16 protein-coding genes and 4 tRNA genes are annotated in these 19,331 nt (G+C 37.2%); 5 read left to right on the forward strand and 15 right to left on the reverse strand.

The features are described from left to right. The first annotated feature begins 324 nt into the window (after positions 1–324). Entirely contained in the window at positions 325–1,764 is a 1,440-nt protein-coding gene (nrfA, locus tag BTO22_RS07570) for an ammonia-forming nitrite reductase cytochrome c552 subunit (protein ID WP_105054967.1), read from the forward strand. Between the two features lie 103 nt (positions 1,765–1,867). Here the strand turns inward: nrfA and BTO22_RS07575 are convergent, their stop codons facing one another. From BTO22_RS07575 to BTO22_RS07585, 3 genes are all read right to left on the reverse strand, one after another. Next, positions 1,868–2,512: a heme lyase gene (locus BTO22_RS07575; RefSeq protein ID WP_105054968.1), complete on the reverse strand. Its 645-nt coding sequence runs from the start codon at positions 2,510–2,512 to the stop codon at positions 1,868–1,870. A 164-nt stretch (positions 2,513–2,676) separates the two neighbouring features. Next, positions 2,677–3,450: a phospholipase A gene (locus tag BTO22_RS07580; protein ID WP_105054969.1), complete on the reverse strand. Its 774-nt coding sequence runs from the start codon at positions 3,448–3,450 to the stop codon at positions 2,677–2,679. 78 nt (positions 3,451–3,528) lie between these two features. Next, positions 3,529–5,871, reverse strand: coding sequence for a helicase-related protein (locus BTO22_RS07585; RefSeq protein ID WP_105054970.1), 2,343 nt, complete (start codon positions 5,869–5,871; stop codon positions 3,529–3,531). Positions 5,872–6,025: 154 nt separating this feature from the next. Between BTO22_RS07585 and BTO22_RS07590 the strand changes: the two genes are divergently transcribed. The 3 genes from BTO22_RS07590 (at position 6,026) to BTO22_RS07600 (ending at position 8,867) form a co-directional block, all read left to right on the forward strand. Further along, positions 6,026–7,714 carry an NAD-dependent malic enzyme gene (locus tag BTO22_RS07590; RefSeq protein ID WP_105054971.1) on the forward strand — a complete coding sequence of 563 codons (1,689 nt, stop codon included), beginning with the start codon at positions 6,026–6,028 and terminating at the stop codon, positions 7,712–7,714. Positions 7,715–7,830: 116 nt separating this feature from the next. Next, a complete protein-coding gene (locus BTO22_RS07595) occupies positions 7,831–8,163 on the forward strand; it encodes a DUF3392 domain-containing protein (protein ID WP_105054972.1) in 333 nt (110 codons plus the stop codon). A 26-nt stretch (positions 8,164–8,189) separates the two neighbouring features. After that, positions 8,190–8,867 carry a SanA/YdcF family protein gene (locus BTO22_RS07600; protein ID WP_105054973.1) on the forward strand — a complete coding sequence of 226 codons (678 nt, stop codon included), beginning with the start codon at positions 8,190–8,192 and terminating at the stop codon, positions 8,865–8,867. Between the two features lie 69 nt (positions 8,868–8,936). On the opposite strand, the gene BTO22_RS07605 is transcribed toward BTO22_RS07600, so the two are convergent. Further along, positions 8,937–10,268 (reverse strand): GGDEF domain-containing protein, encoded by a 1,332-nt coding sequence (locus BTO22_RS07605; protein ID WP_105054974.1) that lies wholly within the window; start codon positions 10,266–10,268, stop codon positions 8,937–8,939. 363 nt (positions 10,269–10,631) lie between these two features. Continuing rightward, complete coding sequence (locus tag BTO22_RS07610) at positions 10,632–11,888, reverse strand: MipA/OmpV family protein (protein ID WP_181044618.1); 1,257 nt, start codon at positions 11,886–11,888, stop codon at positions 10,632–10,634. A gap of 241 nt (positions 11,889–12,129) precedes the next feature. Here BTO22_RS07610 and BTO22_RS07615 point away from each other — a divergent pair, with 241 nt between their 5' ends. Continuing rightward, complete coding sequence (locus BTO22_RS07615; protein WP_105054976.1) at positions 12,130–12,483, forward strand: hypothetical protein; 354 nt, start codon at positions 12,130–12,132, stop codon at positions 12,481–12,483. Positions 12,484–12,523: 40 nt separating this feature from the next. Here BTO22_RS07615 and BTO22_RS07620 read toward each other — a convergent pair whose 3' ends face one another. From BTO22_RS07620 to BTO22_RS20170, 10 genes are all read right to left on the reverse strand, one after another. Continuing rightward, a complete protein-coding gene (locus tag BTO22_RS07620) occupies positions 12,524–13,366 on the reverse strand; it encodes an energy-coupling factor transporter transmembrane component T family protein (RefSeq protein WP_105054977.1) in 843 nt (280 codons plus the stop codon). Continuing rightward, positions 13,356–15,065 carry an ABC transporter ATP-binding protein gene (locus tag BTO22_RS07625; RefSeq protein ID WP_105054978.1) on the reverse strand — a complete coding sequence of 570 codons (1,710 nt, stop codon included), beginning with the start codon at positions 15,063–15,065 and terminating at the stop codon, positions 13,356–13,358. Before BTO22_RS07625 ends, BTO22_RS07620 begins: the two co-directional genes overlap by 11 nt. Positions 15,066–15,068: 3 nt before the next feature. Beyond that, positions 15,069–15,620, reverse strand: coding sequence for an ECF-type riboflavin transporter substrate-binding protein (locus BTO22_RS07630; RefSeq protein ID WP_105054979.1), 552 nt, complete (start codon positions 15,618–15,620; stop codon positions 15,069–15,071). A gap of 291 nt (positions 15,621–15,911) precedes the next feature. Then, positions 15,912–15,998: transfer RNA gene (locus BTO22_RS07635), tRNA-Leu, on the reverse strand. 118 nt (positions 15,999–16,116) lie between these two features. Further along, positions 16,117–16,190, reverse strand: a tRNA-Cys gene (locus tag BTO22_RS07640). A 48-nt stretch (positions 16,191–16,238) separates the two neighbouring features. Next, positions 16,239–16,325: transfer RNA gene (locus BTO22_RS07645), tRNA-Leu, on the reverse strand. A gap of 112 nt (positions 16,326–16,437) precedes the next feature. Beyond that, a tRNA-Cys gene (locus BTO22_RS07650) sits at positions 16,438–16,511 on the reverse strand. A gap of 128 nt (positions 16,512–16,639) precedes the next feature. Beyond that, positions 16,640–17,584, reverse strand: a complete 945-nt coding sequence (rluF, locus tag BTO22_RS07655; RefSeq protein ID WP_105054980.1) for a 23S rRNA pseudouridine(2604) synthase RluF — start codon at positions 17,582–17,584, stop codon at positions 16,640–16,642. A 116-nt stretch (positions 17,585–17,700) separates the two neighbouring features. After that, positions 17,701–18,324, reverse strand: coding sequence for a hypothetical protein (locus BTO22_RS20165; protein ID WP_258132503.1), 624 nt, complete (start codon positions 18,322–18,324; stop codon positions 17,701–17,703). Positions 18,325–18,422: 98 nt separating this feature from the next. Further along, the gene (locus BTO22_RS20170; protein WP_258132504.1) at positions 18,423–19,112 is read right to left on the reverse strand and encodes a hypothetical protein; all 690 of its coding nucleotides are present in this window, start codon (positions 19,110–19,112) and stop codon (positions 18,423–18,425) included. Between the last annotated feature and the right edge of the window lie 219 nt (positions 19,113–19,331).

The following is a 19,331-nucleotide window of genomic DNA, read 5'->3' on the forward strand; positions in this document are numbered from 1 at the left end:
ATGTATCGAGATAATACAAATTGTATCTTATAAAATGCATCTATCTACCACTTTTGTGATATGACGCAGGTGAACTTATCTCCCTGTTATTTAAAGTAAATAAGAACCATTATTAATAAGATGCATTTAAATTAACACCTTGGAGGTATAAGTATTTATTGGTGATATAGATCACTTATGTAACTTGATGTAAATCAATGCAACCTCCGATGAAAAAATGACCACCTCTTATCTACGATATACTCATTATGTTTCCAATTCTGATTGATAGTCGCTCTCACAACGCTTGGCTAATTCATAACAAGAATATTGGAGATATCAACTGTGAAAAAGCAATGGACCCGTCGTTCAGCCGCTGCAATTGCCATGGTGACTACCTTATTACTGAGTAGCCACAGCTTTGCTGCCTCTGAAAAAACTGAGCGAGTTGACCCTCGTAACGAAGCGTATGCAAAAGAACATGCTGAGCAATATAAATCTTGGCGAGCAACCTCTGACAGCGTACAAATTGAAGATGCCTTAGCAGAAGATCCTAACATGGTGATCATGTGGGCAGGTTATGGTTTTGCTAAAGACTACAACAAAGCCCGTGGGCATTTTTACGCTATAGATGATGTGCGAGAAACACTACGTACCGCAGGCCCTACAGATGCCAATTCAGGCCCAATGCCAATGGCATGTTGGAGCTGTAAAAGCCCTGATGTGGGTCGAGTGATCGAAGAAAAAGGCGAAGACGGCTACTTCTCTGGCAAATGGGCTCGTCTTGGAAGTGAAATCCAAAACCCTATTGGTTGTGCCGATTGCCACGATACCCGTAGTGAGGAGTTTAAAAATGGCGAACCCGCTTTAGCGATTACTAAACCTCATGTTGAACGTGCAATGGATGCGATTGGTAAACCTTTTGGTGACCAATCTCGTTTAGATCAACAAGCATCAGTCTGTGGTCAATGTCACGTTGAGTACTATTTCACAGGGAAAACCAAAGCGGTTAAATTCCCTTGGGATAAAGGCACGAGCGTTGATGAAATGGAAGAATACTACGACGAAATTGGCTTTAGCGATTGGACTCATAAAGTTTCTAAAGCCCCTATGTTAAAAGCTCAACATCCTGGCTATGAAACATGGCGTGACGGCATCCACGGAAAAAACAAGGTAACTTGTGTTGACTGTCATATGCCAAAAGTAACGAATGAAGATGGCACGGTTTATACCGACCACAAAGTGGGTAACCCATTTGATCGCTTTGAAGATACCTGTGCGAGCTGTCACACGCAATCAAAAGAAATGCTACAAGGCGTAGTTGCAAGCCGTAAAGCTCAAGTTTTAAAAATGAAGTTAACCGCTGAGCGTCAAATCGTAGCGGCCCATTTTGAAGCCGGTGCAGCATGGGATGCAGGCGCAACCAAAACAGAGATGGAACCAATCTTGTTAGATATCCGTCACGCTCAATGGCGTTGGGACTACGCGATAGCTTCGCATGGTATCCATATGCATGCACCTGAAATTGCCTTAGAAGTATTAGGTACTGCTGTGGATAAAGCCGCAGATGCTCGAACTAAACTAATTCGTCTGTTAGCGAAAAAAGGCATCACGGAGCCAGTGGCTATTCCTGACATTTCAACTAAAGCAGCTGCACAAAAAGCATTGGGTATGGATATGGAAGGCATGGAAGCTGAGAAAAAACACTTCTTAGAAACTGTCGTTCCGAAATGGGAACATGAAGCGAAAGAACGCGAGTCTAAAGATTACGCTCCAATAGAGTAATTAAATAAATCTAATTAACTGATTAGTGAGCACCAACAAAAAAGCCGACATTTCACAAAAGAAATGTCGGCTTTTTCATATCTTTAACTCTTTAACTCTTTAACTAGCGACGAGCTTGCATTAATTGTTTCGCTTGGTTAATTGAATTAATAATCGTTACTCTATCTACATCAACACGTTCTGAATCTAAAATCTTCTGCCATGCATTAATTGCTTTTTGATAACGGAAACTCACAAAATGGTCAGAAGCAATCAAAGTTAATGCTGCTTGGTTGTATTCATCTAATGCTAAGGCTTTCTTTACTAACTCTTCGACATCTTCATCAAACAATTGAGAATGTAAATAATATTGAGCAGTTGCTTTTGCTGCATATTGATTAGCAGTTGGATCTTCAGTTAAACGGATAGCATAACCAAAACAAATATTAGCTGGCTTTAGTTCACCATTAAGTAAATAACCTTGGCCAATTTCAAACCAAAGATCTGCATTGTTCGGAGACTCTTTTAACTGGTCTTCCAAATGACGCATCTTATCTTCATAAGAAAGAGGGCCTAACGGCTCTGTAATGGCTTTATTATTCACAGCAAATTTCTCTGGGCGTAAACCAGAAGAAAAAATAACAATCATGCTGATTACAACAAAAAATATCATCCAGACAGGATTTAAAGAAGTCGCTTTATCTCTGCTGTAAAACCACCACAGTACCGCTGCAATGACTACAAAACTCAACAACATCATTATTATCATATTGTGTACCCAAATAAAAAACTGGCGCGATCGTAATTCAATTTAAAACTGATAGCAATGATCATCATCATAGTCCAAATAATCATTAAAGAGTGGGGAATTTAAAAACAAAAAAGCTTCATGAATAGAAGCTTTTTGTCATATCGCAGCAATAATATTTTCGATTAGTTTGGCGGAATTAACTTCATACCTAAACCGATACGGGTTTGATCATAGTTATAATCAATTAACGTCTCGCCATAACCTTTCCACGCTTGGACATACAAACCGACAAATTTATTTAAATAAAGGGTATAACCGGCTTCTGCTCCACCTTTGTTTGTATCAAAATTATAGTGGAAACGAGTGTTAAACTCACCAATATCATTACCTGCTTTTATCCACACATCGTAATGGCCTAAGTAATCAAGAATATCTTCATTATTTTCTTCATCAGAAAACACGTACCACGCTCTAAATCCATATTGAACTGGACCATCAATACGTTCTAATGCCCCGTACATGCGATCCCAACTGCGAGATAAGCTTGATGTTTGACCATTTGATTCATGCATATAACCAAACTCTGCATTATTAAATAACAGCATATTTGATTGATGCATTAAAAAGAACTGAGGCTTATAGTTTGTTTCTCTAAAAGGCGATGAAATATCACTGTTGCCTAATTGCCACAGCGATTTTTGCGTATAAGAAAACATAAATGCCGTCGTATTATTGATAGGTATAATTGGTACCGCTAATGAGAATTGAAACTTTACTTCCACATTCTGAAGTCCATCAGCGTCTTCAAAACCACCATTAATGTATTCATCTTTATTAATGCTATCTGTATAGCTTCCTAATAAATAACTGTCTTCATACGAAGAAATACGGTTCAATGTTTTTGCTGATGTCATGAAGGGTAGAGTCAATGCAATCAATAGCATCCATTTGTTCATAATTTACCTTTGTCAGTAACTTGCCTTTTTATATTGACAAGCAAAATACATACCGACATTCCAATTTACCTTATTAAATTATTTAACATCAATATTACGACTGGCTTTTTTATATTGAATCCGCCAACCAGACCAGACTGGAAGCTCCCACCTTTTAATATCCCCTTTTCGTTGACCTTTTACATAATTCAGTAAAATACGCTTACTTTGTGGGAAATAGTCAACAGATAAGGTGATATCCGGCAAAGTAACATGTTGAGGATAGGTTTTCATAAAATCAGATATCTCCCATTCAGGGATCCCATCAAATATAAAATCTGTTTCATCAAATAACGTCATATCTTCTAAAGACGTAATACCAAGCTCTTCTAGTTGTAATGTAAACCAAGATTCAAACGTCACGACTGAACTCAATTTATTGCCATTAAGTTGACAATAAAGCTGCCAAGCGGCAATTTCGTTCATTCTTTTCTCTTTAAATGACGGTAATATTATCCCTTCTATTACTTGAGATACAATTACTGGAATTGCATTCTCCCCTGTCGGCTCTACATATTTAATCATTAATCGTCGATTTGCATAATAATATTCATGCGTAATTTTAAGATCTTGATTGTCATTAATGCACTCGCCAATACGGCACTCAGCAAGTCCAGTATCAACAATTGAGGACAAATCTATCGGCGCTAATGCTGTTCCTATTGTTAAGGTTTTATTGCCTCTTCCTGGAAGAGAAAATTGATCCAATACGATTGCGGCTTCATGAGTGGGTAAAAAATAATTCTGTCGTCCTAAGACAACTTCTTGCTTACCATTCCCAAACGCTTCTCTTCGTTTTTCTCTACGAACATACACCAACTCAGGTAACTTCTTAACGAGTTGAAGCAACACCTCATCTCTTTTTAATCGGCTACTCGCATCTAAATCAGGCAGTAGAAGCTCTGTTCTAATTTGCATAGCAAGGGCTTGTGCTTCCTTACGCAAGTCATCATCTATAATTAATCCATTACAATCATGACCGCGAATAATAGAAGCTAGCGTTACAGCATCACACGACTTTGGATTCCAACGTAACACGTCATCTAACGCCATTTCTGAATTAGATAATGAAAACAATTTATTTGATACAGATAATCCCGCGACTACATCAACCAACGTTTCTTTTTCTGCTTTACCTTCGACCACTGAGATCATATGTGAAAAAAGAGCATCAATGGGTAAGGGGAATAAACGTAAACCATAATCAGTAATGAAGAGCTCAGAATCGATTGCCCCCATTAGCTTTAATTTGTCTTCTGCTGCAGAGAGTGATTTTTCAGGTAGCGATTCAAGAAGGGGCATATCTCGTAATTTAGCACCACAGCTTGCCGCAGCCAGTACTGCTTCCACCAACTCTTCCCTTTGTAACTCTGGTGGTGTCATCGATTCTAATGGGGCATGTTCGCCAAATAATCGAATGGCTCGTCCTGCCTGAGTGCGCCCTGCTCGCCCTGAACGCTGCTCTCTACTTGCTTTTGAAATCGTTTGCAGTGAAAGAGTTGTTCGCCCATTTTTCTGATGAGTCCTTCGCTCCAAACCAGAATCAATCACCAAGGTAACATTAGGAATCGTCAATGAGGTTTCTGCTACGTTAGTAGAAAAAATAATACGTTGCTGAGAAGATGAGGTTAGCGCCTGATTACGGTGTATATCTGAAACACCAGCAAAAAGAGGAATGACTTGGGCATTAGGGTATTTAGCTGCTGCAATTTGAACGCATTGAATAATTTCTTTTTTCCCGGGCAGAAAAACGAGAATATCCCCAGGCTCCCCCTTCAGAATAGTTTGTTGCAATGCATCTGTAACTCGCTGTACAAGGTCTTTGCTCGTGGGGATCTGCTGTGAATGACTTGCTATATGAGACACTTCCACGGTAAATTGGCGCCCTTCAGCAACAAGCACATCGGCATCAACATACTTGGCCAGCGGCCCACTTTCTATCGTAGCTGAAGTTAAGATCAGACGATGAGCTTTATGTTTATTTAATAACGCGAGTAATATGTCGGTATCCCAACGACGTTCATGAAATTCGTCTATCATTATAAACTCAAACGTAGCGAGCTTATCTTCCATAAACCATTTTAACGCAATGCCGGGAGTTACAAATACTACTTTGCTGTCTTCAGTAAATTGGCTATCTAACTTGATTGCATAGCCAATTTCAGTGCCTAAATCAGTCCCATTTTGCTGCGCAAGATATTCAGCTAAAGCAGTACAGGCAATTCGTCTTGGTTCAATCACCAATACTCGCCCTTTTTCTGCAGCCCATAATGGTAAATGTGTTGATTTCCCAGACCCAGTTTCAGATTGAATAACTAAATTCTTCTGTGGAATAGAAGCAGAAAACTCAGATCGTATGGCACAAATTGGTAACAAAGTCATATAAACCGCAGAATAATAGAATATTTCACTACTTTAGCGGATTTGATTGATAAAAACATGACTGTATTCGCACTTTATTTTCATTCACACTTTGATATTTGCGTTAAGTAGGCATAGGATCTGTGATTCATTCTTGATTTGAAGAAGCATAACAATGAATAACAACAAACGTCCCCTATATATACCTTATGCTGGCCCAGCACTTCTAAGTACTCCTCTGCTAAATAAAGGTAGCGCATTTAGCACTACTGAGCGCAAATACTTTAACTTAGAAGGCTTACTTCCTGAAGCTATCGAAAGTATTGAAGAGCAAACTGGTCGTGCTTATAAGCAATATCAAAGTTTTGAAAATGATATGGATAAGCATATTTACCTTCGCAATATTCAAGACACGAATGAGACCTTGTTTTATCGCTTAGTCCAAAATCACATCAGCGAAATGATGCCAATTATTTACACGCCAACCGTTGGCGCAGCGTGTGAAAACTTCTCAAACATTTATCGTCGTGGCCGTGGCTTATTCATCTCATATGAAAATAAAAACCGCATTGATGACCTGCTAAATAACGCAGCAAACCAAAATGTAAAAGTTATCGTTGTTACTGATGGCGAACGTATTCTTGGTCTTGGTGATCAGGGGATCGGCGGCATGGGTATCCCTATTGGTAAATTAGCACTTTATACCGCATGTGGTGGTATTAGTCCTGCACATACTCTACCTATCGTTCTTGATGTAGGTACTAACAACCCTCAACGCCTTGCTGACCCTATGTACATGGGCTGGCGTCACCCTCGCGTTACTGGTGACGAATATAAAGATTTCGTTGAAGATTTCATTCAAGCTGTACAACGTCGCTGGCCTCAAGCTCTGGTTCAGTTTGAAGATTTTGCACAAAAAAATGCGATGCCTCTACTTGAGCGTTATAAAAACCGCATCTGTTGCTTTAACGATGATATTCAAGGTACTGCTGCCGTTACTGTTGGCTCTCTACTTGCTGCCTGTAAAGCGGCGGGGAGTTCACTAGCTCAACAACGTGTGACTTTCCTTGGTGCCGGTTCTGCAGGGTGTGGTATTGCAGAAGCAATCATTGCCCAGATGGTATCGGAAGGTATCTCAGATGCTCAAGCTCGCTCGCAAGTTTACATGGTTGACCGTTGGGGTTTATTACAAGAAGGCATGCCAAACCTACTTGACTTCCAACAACGCTTAGTTCAAAAAACTGAAAATACAAAAGATTGGGTTTCTGAAGAACCTAACTACTCTCTTGTTGATGTAATGCGTAATGCTAAACCAACAGTATTGATTGGTGTATCTGGTGCTCCTGGATTGTTCAGTAAAGAAGTAATCCAAGAGATGCACAAACATTGTAAACGTCCAATTGTATTCCCATTATCAAACCCAACAAGTCGTGTAGAAGCAACACCAAACGACATTATTCGTTGGACTGATGGTCAAGCATTAGTCGCAACAGGGAGCCCGTTTGATCCAGTAACACACAATGGTCAAACCTACCCAATTGCACAGTGTAATAACAGCTTCATCTTCCCAGGTATTGGTTTAGGTGTATTAGCAATTAAAGCGACTCGTGTTTCTGATGAGATGCTACAAGAGTCAAGCCGTGCATTATCTGAGTGCTCTCCACTTGCGATTAACGGCTCTGGTGCGCTTCTTCCACCACTAGAAGAAATTCATACGGTATCTAAAAAAATTGCTTTTGCTGTTGCTAAAAAAGCGATTGAACAAGGCTATGCTTTAGAGATCACCGATGAAGCATTACACCAGAAAATTGAACAATATTTCTGGAAACCAGTGTATCGTCGCTACAAACGTACTGCTTTTTAATTAAAAACTTCCACCAAAATCAAAACCAGAGAAAATTTCTCTGGTTTTTTTTTAACTATCTGTTCTATAAGAGATAGAATAGCTAGCAATTATTATTTTATAAAAAGGCTTTTTACATGAATCACATTATTTCTTTTTTTAATACGATGGGAAGTTATTTAACTCCTTATTTAGCTGACATCTCAATCGCAATGATTGCCTGTGCGCTTGTTATGCTTGGTAGCGATATTAATCGCGCAGTTAGAGCCTTTTTATCTGGTAAACATTTCCTAATTCGTACAGGCGCTTTTATTGGCATTAATGCCTTTGGTTATGGCTTACTTATTGTCAAAGCATCCCCAATTCTCAGTTCTGCTTTGCGCTCTATTCAACCCGCCTTTATGCTTGCTATTGTATTTTCGACCTTTATTATAATTGGTGCATGGGCACAGAAAAATCGACAAGTGTAAATACCGTTAATTTAAGTTGAAGCATAATGACAATCTCAGTGTTTGACATCATTAAGAAGTGGTTAAAAATCACGGCGATCATAAGTATCATTTTTATCGCCTCTGTTTTAGCTGCCGATTTTTATATGTCACTTTCAACACGAACACAGTTATATCAAAATATTGAAGCACTTCCAGTTCAAGAAACCGCATTGGTTCTAGGCACTAGTAAATATATTCATCGTACATTAAACCCTTATTATCAATACCGTATTGATGCAGCTATTAAGCTTTATAAGAAAAATAAAGTTACTCATTTTTTATTAAGTGGAGATAATGCTCATCGCTCATACAATGAACCATGGACGATGAAAAGGGATTTATTAGAGGCAGGTATTCCAGAAGAGAATATTACGTTGGATTATGCAGGATTTAGAACGTTAGATTCAGTCCAACGCGCAAAAGAAATTTTTGATGCCAACAGCTTAACCATTGTGACTCAAAAATTTCACTGTGAACGTGCGGTCTTTATCTCTAATCATTTTGATATGGATACTGTTTGTTTAGTGGTTCCATCCCCTACCGGATGGGCAAACAGAAAAATTCGATTCAGAGAAGTTCTTGCAAGAACCAAAGCGATGCTTGATCTCTATATTTTCAATGTCCAAGCTAAGTTTTTAGGTCCTAAAGAACCGATTGATCACCGCTCTCTTCCTATCGAATAAAATAAAGCCTTATCGTATTATTTACCATAAGGCTTTATCGTAATTCAGTAACAGTGATTAATTATTAGACTAGTTGATGAACCGTGAGTTAGCATCAACATCGGTGACATTAACACTTGTAATTACTTTATTCCGTCCTGCATTTTTTGCTTTATATAATGCATCATCTGCACGAGCAATCACTTCCGTTATACGCTCATCTTTCATCTCTGTAACACCTAGACTGCAAGTCAGTAACTCGTTATGGCACCATAGATGATGTTCAACGGTCTTACGAATATGCTCTGCTTTTTCTGTTGCTTGCTCGGCATTGTGCTTTGGGCAGAAGACAACAAATTCCTCTCCTCCCCAACGAACTAAAAAGTCTGTACGCTGAATAGCACCTGTAACCACAAGAACAAACTCTCTTAAAATATCATCTCCAGTTTGGTGACCTAAATTATCATTAATCTTTTTAAAAAAATCGATATCAATGTAAATCACAGAGAAGGTTTGCTTACCCCAACGGACTTGCTGAGCCATTCGTTCTAACCAATCCCTCACTGCATTTCGATTACGAGCGCCCGTTAATGAATCACGATGAGCAAGCTCTGCAAACTCTACATTTTTCTCTTTTAAATTATCATTAAGCTTTCTTAAACGACCTTCACGATAAGTACTTGCCTTAAGCTTTTTACTTAACCTTTTTTGTTCGTATAACACATAAGTAATAATCATCACCAACCATGCATACAAAATACTTTTCAGTAATGTTGTCTCTTTTATCCAAGCCCCATGCAATTCGATGCTATTTATCGTCATTTCAAAATCGCCCTCTCGAACACCAGAAGAGGTCGCAATTTCAATAATAGAGACATTAGAGAACTCTGGTGCCGCATGCTCAACTGCGACTTTATAATCGGCAATCCACCAAGTCAGGACTTGAAAATCAGAGAGAGTAATCTCTTTTGGACCCGCATTAAAACCAGGTTCATATTCAATACCATTAAATTTTAGTGACGCTGCATCATTTCTTTTTGTATAAGCAGGATTACTATTACGTAAGTAAACACGTAAACGCCCATTAGGATCAGTGCTTTTATAATCAATATCTAACACTAATTTAGAATAACCAGACAAATCAATCCCTTCAAAAATGCTATCTGAAAGATGGATTGCAGCTTCACAATATGGCCAAGGATAATTGCCCTTTTTTAGCTTACAAATTAAATTAGGTCGACCATCTTTATCAACAAGAACAGACTCACTAACTCCTCCTACTTTTTTATCATCCGTCGCATAATATTGATACACATCGGGGTTAATAGTGATGGTTTTAGTGTCTCCACGAAAGTGATACCAAGTCAGCGTACCAATAGAAAGAATTAACATGACTATCGCAATTTTTTGAAATACTCGCATAGCAGTCCTTTATACAAGTGTTGATTTTATATGATCTTCATTCCAAAAAAATAATAGCGCACTTAATTTTCATCACAAAGTAATATCATAAGCATCTCCCCTAAAATCATGAATATTAAGTCTGTTTTATGACGAACATCAAGAAATCAACAGTCTATCACTCATAAGTAGCAACATAACAAGCAATAGATAACCCATTGATTGTAATATCAAAAAATTGACGCAACGCTTTAATTTTGACAGCTAATCTTTATGCCCCCCAATATAGAGCCTCATCCTACATTTCACTCTAATGGCAATGTATCAATATAAAAAAGGCACTCATTAGAAAATACAGTGCCTTTTTTTATTCAGAAGAAAAACTTAAATATCAAATTGAACATAGATACTATTGTAATTACTACCACCTTTAATTCTTCCGTATTGAGATGAGTTTTCAAAAATAGCAGAGCGATGATGGATACTATATCCAAGCCAAACACCATCAAGATCTCGATGGTTGAATAAATCTCCTAAATTCACATCAAAAGAAAAATCAAGGTAATTTAATAGCTTACTTTCCTTATAGCCTTTTTCATCCATCTCAGACTGTTCTATGTACGATACATGGTTAATATAAGATAAGCCCTCTGCTACACCAAAACGCCATTTCGTTGGCCAGGGTATAGTTGCATAGGCTTTAATTGCCACAACAAACTCAGAGCTTAAACCCTGTACATCTGACTTCCAATGTTGTACATAGCCTGGTGTCAAATAAAGATCAATCGGCAAAGAAAACAGCTCGTCTGTTAATGGTAACCCATAAAAAACAGACGTCATTTGATTATTGTAAGGATCCTTTTCTGAATCTAAATTAATAATATCGCCAATGTTTGAGGGGGTAGCCCAACCGTGTGCTATTCGTAAATACGGTTTGTTTTTAATGTTTTTTCGAAAAGAAGTACTGTTATCGGTGAAAAAACCCACCCCTAAAAAGTATTCGAACTCCCAACGATTATCAATATATTCGCTGTTATAGGCGTTGTCATCCAAACGAGAAACATAGCTTCCCCCCAACAGATATAAATTAGACGTCACATGGTAGCGAGACATGAAACCAGCTTTAATATCAATCCCTGCACTTAATGTGTCATTAGTATCGTCATTTAAACCATAGTAATAATTATTAAACTCTGATTCTTTCCATCGAGTTTCAATGCTTGGATTAAACCACCAGTCACCAGATTCAATCTCAGCGCCTAATTTAAAATTCATATAAGCACGAAACTCAGGATCAACCATTAGTTCTGAATCAAAAAACCACTCTTTGTTTATATGATAGCGAGCCTGAAACCCGGTATCGACAACATCACCTCCCGCCTGATTTTGAGCTTCTTTAGGTAAATCAAAATAACGGAGCCTCATTAAAGCACTAAGTTGCCAATTACTTTCTTGATATAAAAAAATACCGCCTTCCATTCCGTTGATAAATACATAATCATTTTCAAAAAACATCATAGGAATGAAAGTAGATACTGTTTCAGTGTCTGTCGCATAAGGAATACTTGCTGTACGAACTACACCAGCAATACCCCACTGTTTTTCTTTCTCAGTTGAAGTGGTACTTATATTTTCTTTTATTTCCTCATGATCCGCTTTCTCAGCATTAGCTAAACCAGCAAAAAAAAATGAAAAGGTTAAAAGAAATATATATTTCACGTTAAAAAAGTATTTGTGCAAAAGAGTTACTCTGGGTTAAATAAATGGTGGAAAAACAAACGCTCTAAGAAATTGAACTAAATATAAATTCAATCAACTTTAAATTTTAAGTATAGTATAGTATTGATATACATAAATAATACTCCACATCTTGAGAATAAATGTGAAAATATCTGAATTAATTAAAAGCTTACAAGATATTCAAGCGACTCACGGCAATGAATTAGAAGTTGTGACTGGTGAAGAATGGTTTCCTGAACAACTATTAACCTCTAGTGTTAATCATAATATGGCGTTTTTACAATTTGATCGTATGCCCAGCGATATACCAGTAGAGATTGATGCTCGCGGTTTTCTAGAGCATGAAGAATTACTGATTAAAACACTTATTAGTAATGTTATTTTTAGTGAGCTAGAACCAGAAGCAATGGTTGAGAAACTAACATCAATGCTTATTTTTAATCATGAAAACATCAGTTCAGATGTGATTGAGCATTTCAGCCAAACAGAAAAATAAAAAGTAGGCCAAGCAGCCTACTTTTATCTTATTAACGGTATTAGTTAAATGGATACCAAAATAATGATGTCTCTATAACCCGCTTGGTTATGGCCAAAATCACAATAATTAACAAACCTAACATCACTACCTTATCTGTTTTAGTTATTACTTTTTCACTAAACCAAGTTCGGCTTTTTCCTCTCCCAAAACCACGTAATACCATGGCATTGGATATTTCATCTGCTCTGTCTAAACTTGAAAAAATTAAGGGACCTAATATTTTCGCGATATTACTGATACGAGTAAATACAGGAACATTTTTAGATAAATCAACACCGCGAGCTTGCTGTGCGTGCATGATATTTATAAAGTCACTTTTAACTTCAGGTAAATATCGTAATGTTAAACTGACTGCATAAGCAATTTTGTAAGGTAAACCAAGGCGATTTAAACTTGCAGCAAATTCAGTTGGGTGTGTAGTAAACACAAATACAAGCGCAATGGGGAACATACTAAAATATTTAAGCGTTACTGTGATTAAATAAAATAATGTTTCTTGGGTAATAACATAATGCCCCAAAATAGGCACTAAAACCGTTGTTGACCCTAATAACTCATTCCCTTGATTTGGAGCCAGTAAAAACATAAATACTGCATTCATGCTTAATACCGTGGCAGTACCAATCAATAGTGGTTTATAAGCAGAAAAAGGGACTTTTGTCTCTTTTAATAAATACAGACCAATCAATATTAATGGAATAATAATTCGTAAATCGAACGTCGTTAATACTACGGTTATCCATGTGATAAACAGCAGAAACTTAGTCACACCATTTAAACGGTGTAGCCAAGTATCAAGATCCACATAGTTAATACCAAAACTTTGCTTATTAGTGGACATTCTGTTTGCTCTCATGCTCAGTAGCAATAAATTGCTGTATAAAACCGGTAATATTCTCTATTTCTAACTTCTCAGCTAATTCATACAAACTAGTTACCGTTAAATTTGCTTTATTAAGCAATTCAGGCTGACTAAACACTTCTGTTACATCTTGATCAGCAATACATTTACTGCCTGCAATAACAATAGCACGCGTCGTATGCTCTAAAACTAAATGCATATCATGAGAAATAATAATGACGGTCAAACCAAGCTTTTGATTTAACTGATTAATAAAGCTAAGCATTGAAGTATAATTGTTATAATCTTGACCTGCCGTTGGCTCATCAAGAATTAATAATTCAGGCTCAAGAACAAGAATAGAAGCAATAGTTACTCGCTTTTTCTGTCCGTAGCTTAATGCATCAATTGGCCAATGACGGAAACGACTTAAGCCACATAATTCAAGAGCATTAAGCACTTTCTTTTCGATATCGCTATCAGGTAGTCCACTATTCACTAAACCAAATGCGACTTCATCATAAATCATGTGATGTGAAATCATATGGTTTGGGTTTTGTAAAACCACACCAACTTTCTGTGAACGCTCATAGATAGAAAGTTCTGTCAGATCTTGACCATTTAAGAAAAGTGCTCCCTGATCTGGTTGTAATACCCCCATTACCAATTTCGTAATCGTAGATTTCCCAGAACCATTCTTACCAAGAATAGAAACAAACTCACCTTTCTTTACATTAAACGAAACATCTTCTAATGCGTTTATTTCCCCATCATAAGAATAAGTAAGGTTATCAACACACAGCAGAATATCCTTATTTTCAGAAAGAGAGAGGGTTGCTTCCACATCACTAAACCAAGTACATACGGCTTGTTTTAGTGATTCAGCAGGAATTGATGCTAGATGACTAATATTAGGAATCAAAGCAAGGTCTAGTTGACATTTTTTTAATAAAGAAACGTATAAAGGCTCTCTGATCCCATGCTTTGCGAGCAATGAAGATTGAATTAACTCATCAGGAGTCATGTCCGCAATGATTTCGCCATTATCCATTAAAATAATACGGTCAACTGAGCGATAAAGAACATCTTCTAAACGATGCTCAATGATAACTATCGTTTTTCCCCTACCTTTATGCAGCTCATCAATGATATCAATCGTCGCTTTACCTGTTTTTGGGTCTAAGCTCGCTAACGGCTCATCAAAAAGAAGTAAATCAACATCATCAACTAAAATCCCCCCCAGCGAAACACGTTGTTTTTGACCACCACTGAGGTCATAAGGTGATTTATTTAATAGATTTTCTAAATCGACTAGTTTTGCGATATCACGAACTATAGGATACATTTTTGCTTTTGATACCATTTGATTCTCAAGTGCAAAAGCAATGTCTTCACCCACAGTTAGCCCCACAAACTGGCTATCTGTGTCTTGTAAAACTGTACCTACATTCTCGGTGTATTGTTCAATTTTCCAGTCTGAAATCTCTTTGTCATTAATACAAAGTTGACCTTCAATTTCACCTTTTACCGTGTGGGGAATAAGGCCATTTAAACACTGACCTAATGTCGATTTTCCGCTGCCGCTAGGGCCAACGATTAAGATCTTTTCTCCTTGCTCTATCCTTAGATTGATATTTTTAAGCGTCGGTTTGTCCTGTGACGCATATCGAAAAGAGAAGTTTGAAAAGGTTACGCTCATTAATTATGGCGCCTCTGTTAGGTTTGTACTTTGTTTTTTACGCTTTGCTAAGTTAGTCAAAATTAAGTAACCCACAATAGCAATTAATACTGTGTTACCAGCAGCAATAATACAAAGTTGCATAAATACTTTACTGAAAGGTTCTGCGTACAAAATGGTATCTAAAAAAGCAGAAGTACCATAGCCAATAACATTACCTGCAAATGCCAATGCGACAAATATAAGAAAATCTTTCTTATCAAAAGATCCAACTTCAATGCGATTTTTGGTAATCATTGGAAATAAACCAATAATCATACCAACAATACCCGAACCTAGTACCCAAGTTAACCAAACACCCCATCCTGCAAATAAGTCCGTTACCCAATGGCCAATAAAACCAACTAAGAAACCAACAATAGGCCCATATAGTACAGAGAATAGCGCAAGCACAGCCATCGCTGGTTTTAATGTTGTATTAGCAAAAACAGGAATACCAAACATAGGTAAGCCACCAATGCCATATAGAGCGGCACCAATAGCAATAACAACAACAGTTTTAGCAGAAAGGTTCATAATGTTCGCCTTGAAGCAAAAATGATACATAAGAAGAAAGGCGCGCATTATACAGCAACTTAGTTGGTTTGGAAATGTTTACATCTAGACGTCTAATTCTAATCTGATCAAGTAGTTGCTCAAATAATTACTTTAAGAACATTGATTAAAATAAAGCATAAATTGAGTCAAAAATAAGTCTATTTATGTCAATTTAACAACGCAACTAAGCTGTATGTTATCTAAACAAATACCTATTAATATTTTTTATAAAAAAAAGGCTCATCATTTCTGATGAGCCTTCTTAAAAGATGGTGCCCCGGGCCGGACTTGAACCGGCACAGCGCGAACGCCGAGGGATTTTAAATCCCTTGTGTCTACCAATTCCACCACCAGGGCACGCAATTTAATGCGATGCTTCTAACCATGTTCTCCATTAAATAGAGAGGCTGACACCATCTGTAATTACCGCCTAAGCCGTAATTTTTAATTCTTTGCACATTTACTAAAGAGTAAATGGAGGCGCCTCCCGGAATCGAACCGAGGTTCACGGATTTGCAATCCGCTGCATAGCCACTCTGCCAAGGCGCCAATTTTACTTATTTTATTAATCCAACATTAATCTGCTGAATAAATAGATGGTGCCCCGGGCCGGACTTGAACCGGCACAGCGCGAACGCCGAGGGATTTTAAATCCCTTGTGTCTACCAATTCCACCACCAGGGCACGCAATTTAATGCGATGCTTCTAACCATGTTCTCTATATAAATAGAGAGGCTGACACCATCTGTAATTACCGCCTAGGCCGTAATTTTTAATTCTGTTTATAATAAGGAAATGGAGGCGCCTCCCGGAATCGAACCGAGGTTCACGGATTTGCAATCCGCTGCATAGCCACTCTGCCAAGGCGCCATCTCTCTTACGGGGCTTAATGTAACTGATTTAAAAAAAGTGTCAAATAAAAAATTGTATTTAACACTTCGTTTGTAGACTTTATCGCCAATACACAGGAAATTTAGTTAAGATGTTGAAAAAACGGTCTATTTCGGACGCCAAACTTTAATTTCTGATTGTGGTTTACCTTGTTCTTTACGATCATTTCGTCGCTTAGGTGTCGATTTTCCGAAACGCTCTTCTTTCGCTTTTTCACGACGCTTTTCATTAAAGCTATTATTTGAGTGGTGATTACGGCCTGAGCTCGCTTTTTTAATCACTCTTACTTTTCCATCAATTTCTTGAACTTTACGTGATGCTTCTTCTGTTTTGCTTGATGTGCCAATCATATTGTTAATTTGATCCATTTCTGAATCAGTTAAATAACGCCATTCTCCAGATTGCAACTCACCTAAATCAATATTCATAATTCGAACGCGCTTTAATTTAAATACTTCATAATCTAAATATTCACACATACGACGAATTTGGCGGTTTAATCCTTGAGTTAACGTAATTCGGAATACAAAACGAGATTCTTGCTCTATCTTACAAGGCAAAGTCACGGTATCTAGAATAGGTACACCTGCAGCCATTTTTGTTAAGAAGTCATCTGTAATTGGTTTATCAACTCGAACTACGTACTCTTTTTCATGGGCATTACCTGCACGCAAGATCTTATTAACGATGTCGCCATCACTGGTCAAAAAGATTAAGCCATCCGAAGGTTTATCTAATCGTCCAATAGGAAAAATACGTTGTTCATGATTAATATAATCAACAATATTACCTTCAACATGACGCTCAGTCGTACACGTGATCCCTACAGGCTTATTGAATGCAATATAAATGCGATCTTGCTTCTCTTTTAATGGCTTTCCATCCACCAGAACTTCATCACCTTCTGCAACTTTAGTTCCCATTTCAGGAACCTTGCCATTAATAGTAATACGTTGTTGATCAATAAGCTTATCAGCTTCTCTACGTGAGCAATAACCCGTATCACTAATGAATTTATTTAAACGGGTTAATTTAGGTTCTGGTGATGTCATGATGTACCTCTAAAAAGTGAACAGCCGCAGTGTATCAGAAACGGATAAATATCCAATAAAAAAGCACCTTAAACCAATGCCTAAGGTGCTCTATACTTATTAGCAGTTAACGGCGCTTATTTAATGTCAGTCGTTGCAGTAACTTCAGCTATTGGTGTTGTTGCTTCTGTTATTGTTTTTATTTCTGTTGGAATATCGACAATTTCAGTACTCTCTGTTTTAGCAGAAGTCGCCTCTACAGTCGGTGCATTTTGAGCTAATTCTGAAGATTCAGGTAAGGTTACCGTTTCTTCTTGTTTTACAGAATTACTCTGTACTTTCTCTTCTGTCGTTGCTGAATTATCTGTTTTTGCCATTTCTTCTTTTTCTTTATAAGACGCAATGACTGTATTTAGGTTATTAATCAAATTGTCATTTCTTTCAAGTTGTTGAGTTAAAACTAGCACCTGCTTTTGAACGCTTGCATGGCTTTCTGTTTGGCTTTCAATAATGGCTTCTAAGGTTTTAATTTGAGCATTCAGCTCTTTAATCTTAACCTCTAAATCAATCGTATTATTAACATCATGCACTTGTTGAACAGCATCTAAAATCGAAGATGTTTGCGTTCTTAATGGCTGATCACGGTAATCATCACCATTAATTGCTTGTGAAATAGATAATAACTTATTTTCTACTTCCAAAACAGATTGTTCAAATTGACCATTTTTAACCGCTTTTAGCAATTTAACTTCTGCAGCCATATTTTTAAAGTGATCAAGTTGGAATCGAGTTTTAGCAACCGCATCAACAATTAATGCTTGATCACGATTATTTGCTTGAACCGCTTTTTTCGTTTTATCTAATTCTGCTTTAGTTTGGCCATAACTAATTGGTGCAATGGCTTTAAACCTTTATTCATTAACCCAGAAAATTCTTTCTCTAGTGGTGTAACGTATATTTTTAGTGTGGTTTTGATTTCAGTTACTTTAGCTTTGGTTAAAAAAGACGCTTGGTTGGTTTCCGCTTCTGCAATACCATCTTCAATTACAGGTACGAATAGTGCTTTGTATTGAGAATTTAAACTTGAAAACTCTTGTGGATAATACGCATTAACATCAATTGAATTCATGTATGCCATTTGTGCAATTGCATCAGACAACACGACATCTGCTGTTTCTTTATAATTTTTAAGTTTTTTTAGTTCATTATCCGCAGCAGAAACCAACTCCATATATTTCGCTGAATAGCTTCCAGAAGAAAACATTGAATATTCTTCATTCATCAGACTTGGTTCTTTTTCTATTTCAGAATAGACCTCTTTCGCTTCACTCCAATCTTCCATCATTGCAGTGTAAGACGTCGCAGAATAAATCTTAAAATCTGCTATAGAATCGAAGGTTACCTTATCTAATAAATACTGCTTTTGAAGTACATCGAAAGTTGATATTGAAGATACTGCTGAATTCGTTTCTGTCGCCATAGCTACAGATGCATTATCTGTACTTTGACAACCTGCGATACCAGCTAACGCAGAGGCAACCATTGCCATTTTAAGAAATTATTTCATTTACAACCTATAACAATTTTATTTTTGAATAGACAAGTGCGGAGCACTCCTACTTATGATTTTATTATAAAAAACAATTAAAATCACAATTTCTTATGAATGAGTCACGCTTTATATTGATAGCTATATAAATAAAAAACCACTCAAATATGAGTAATGCCGATCAGTTAAGAAATTTTCCAGATCATTTGACTGATCGTT

The organism is Aliivibrio sifiae (assembly GCF_002954705.1).
In the GTDB taxonomy this organism is placed as follows: Bacteria; Pseudomonadota; Gammaproteobacteria; order Enterobacterales; family Vibrionaceae; genus Aliivibrio; species Aliivibrio sifiae_A.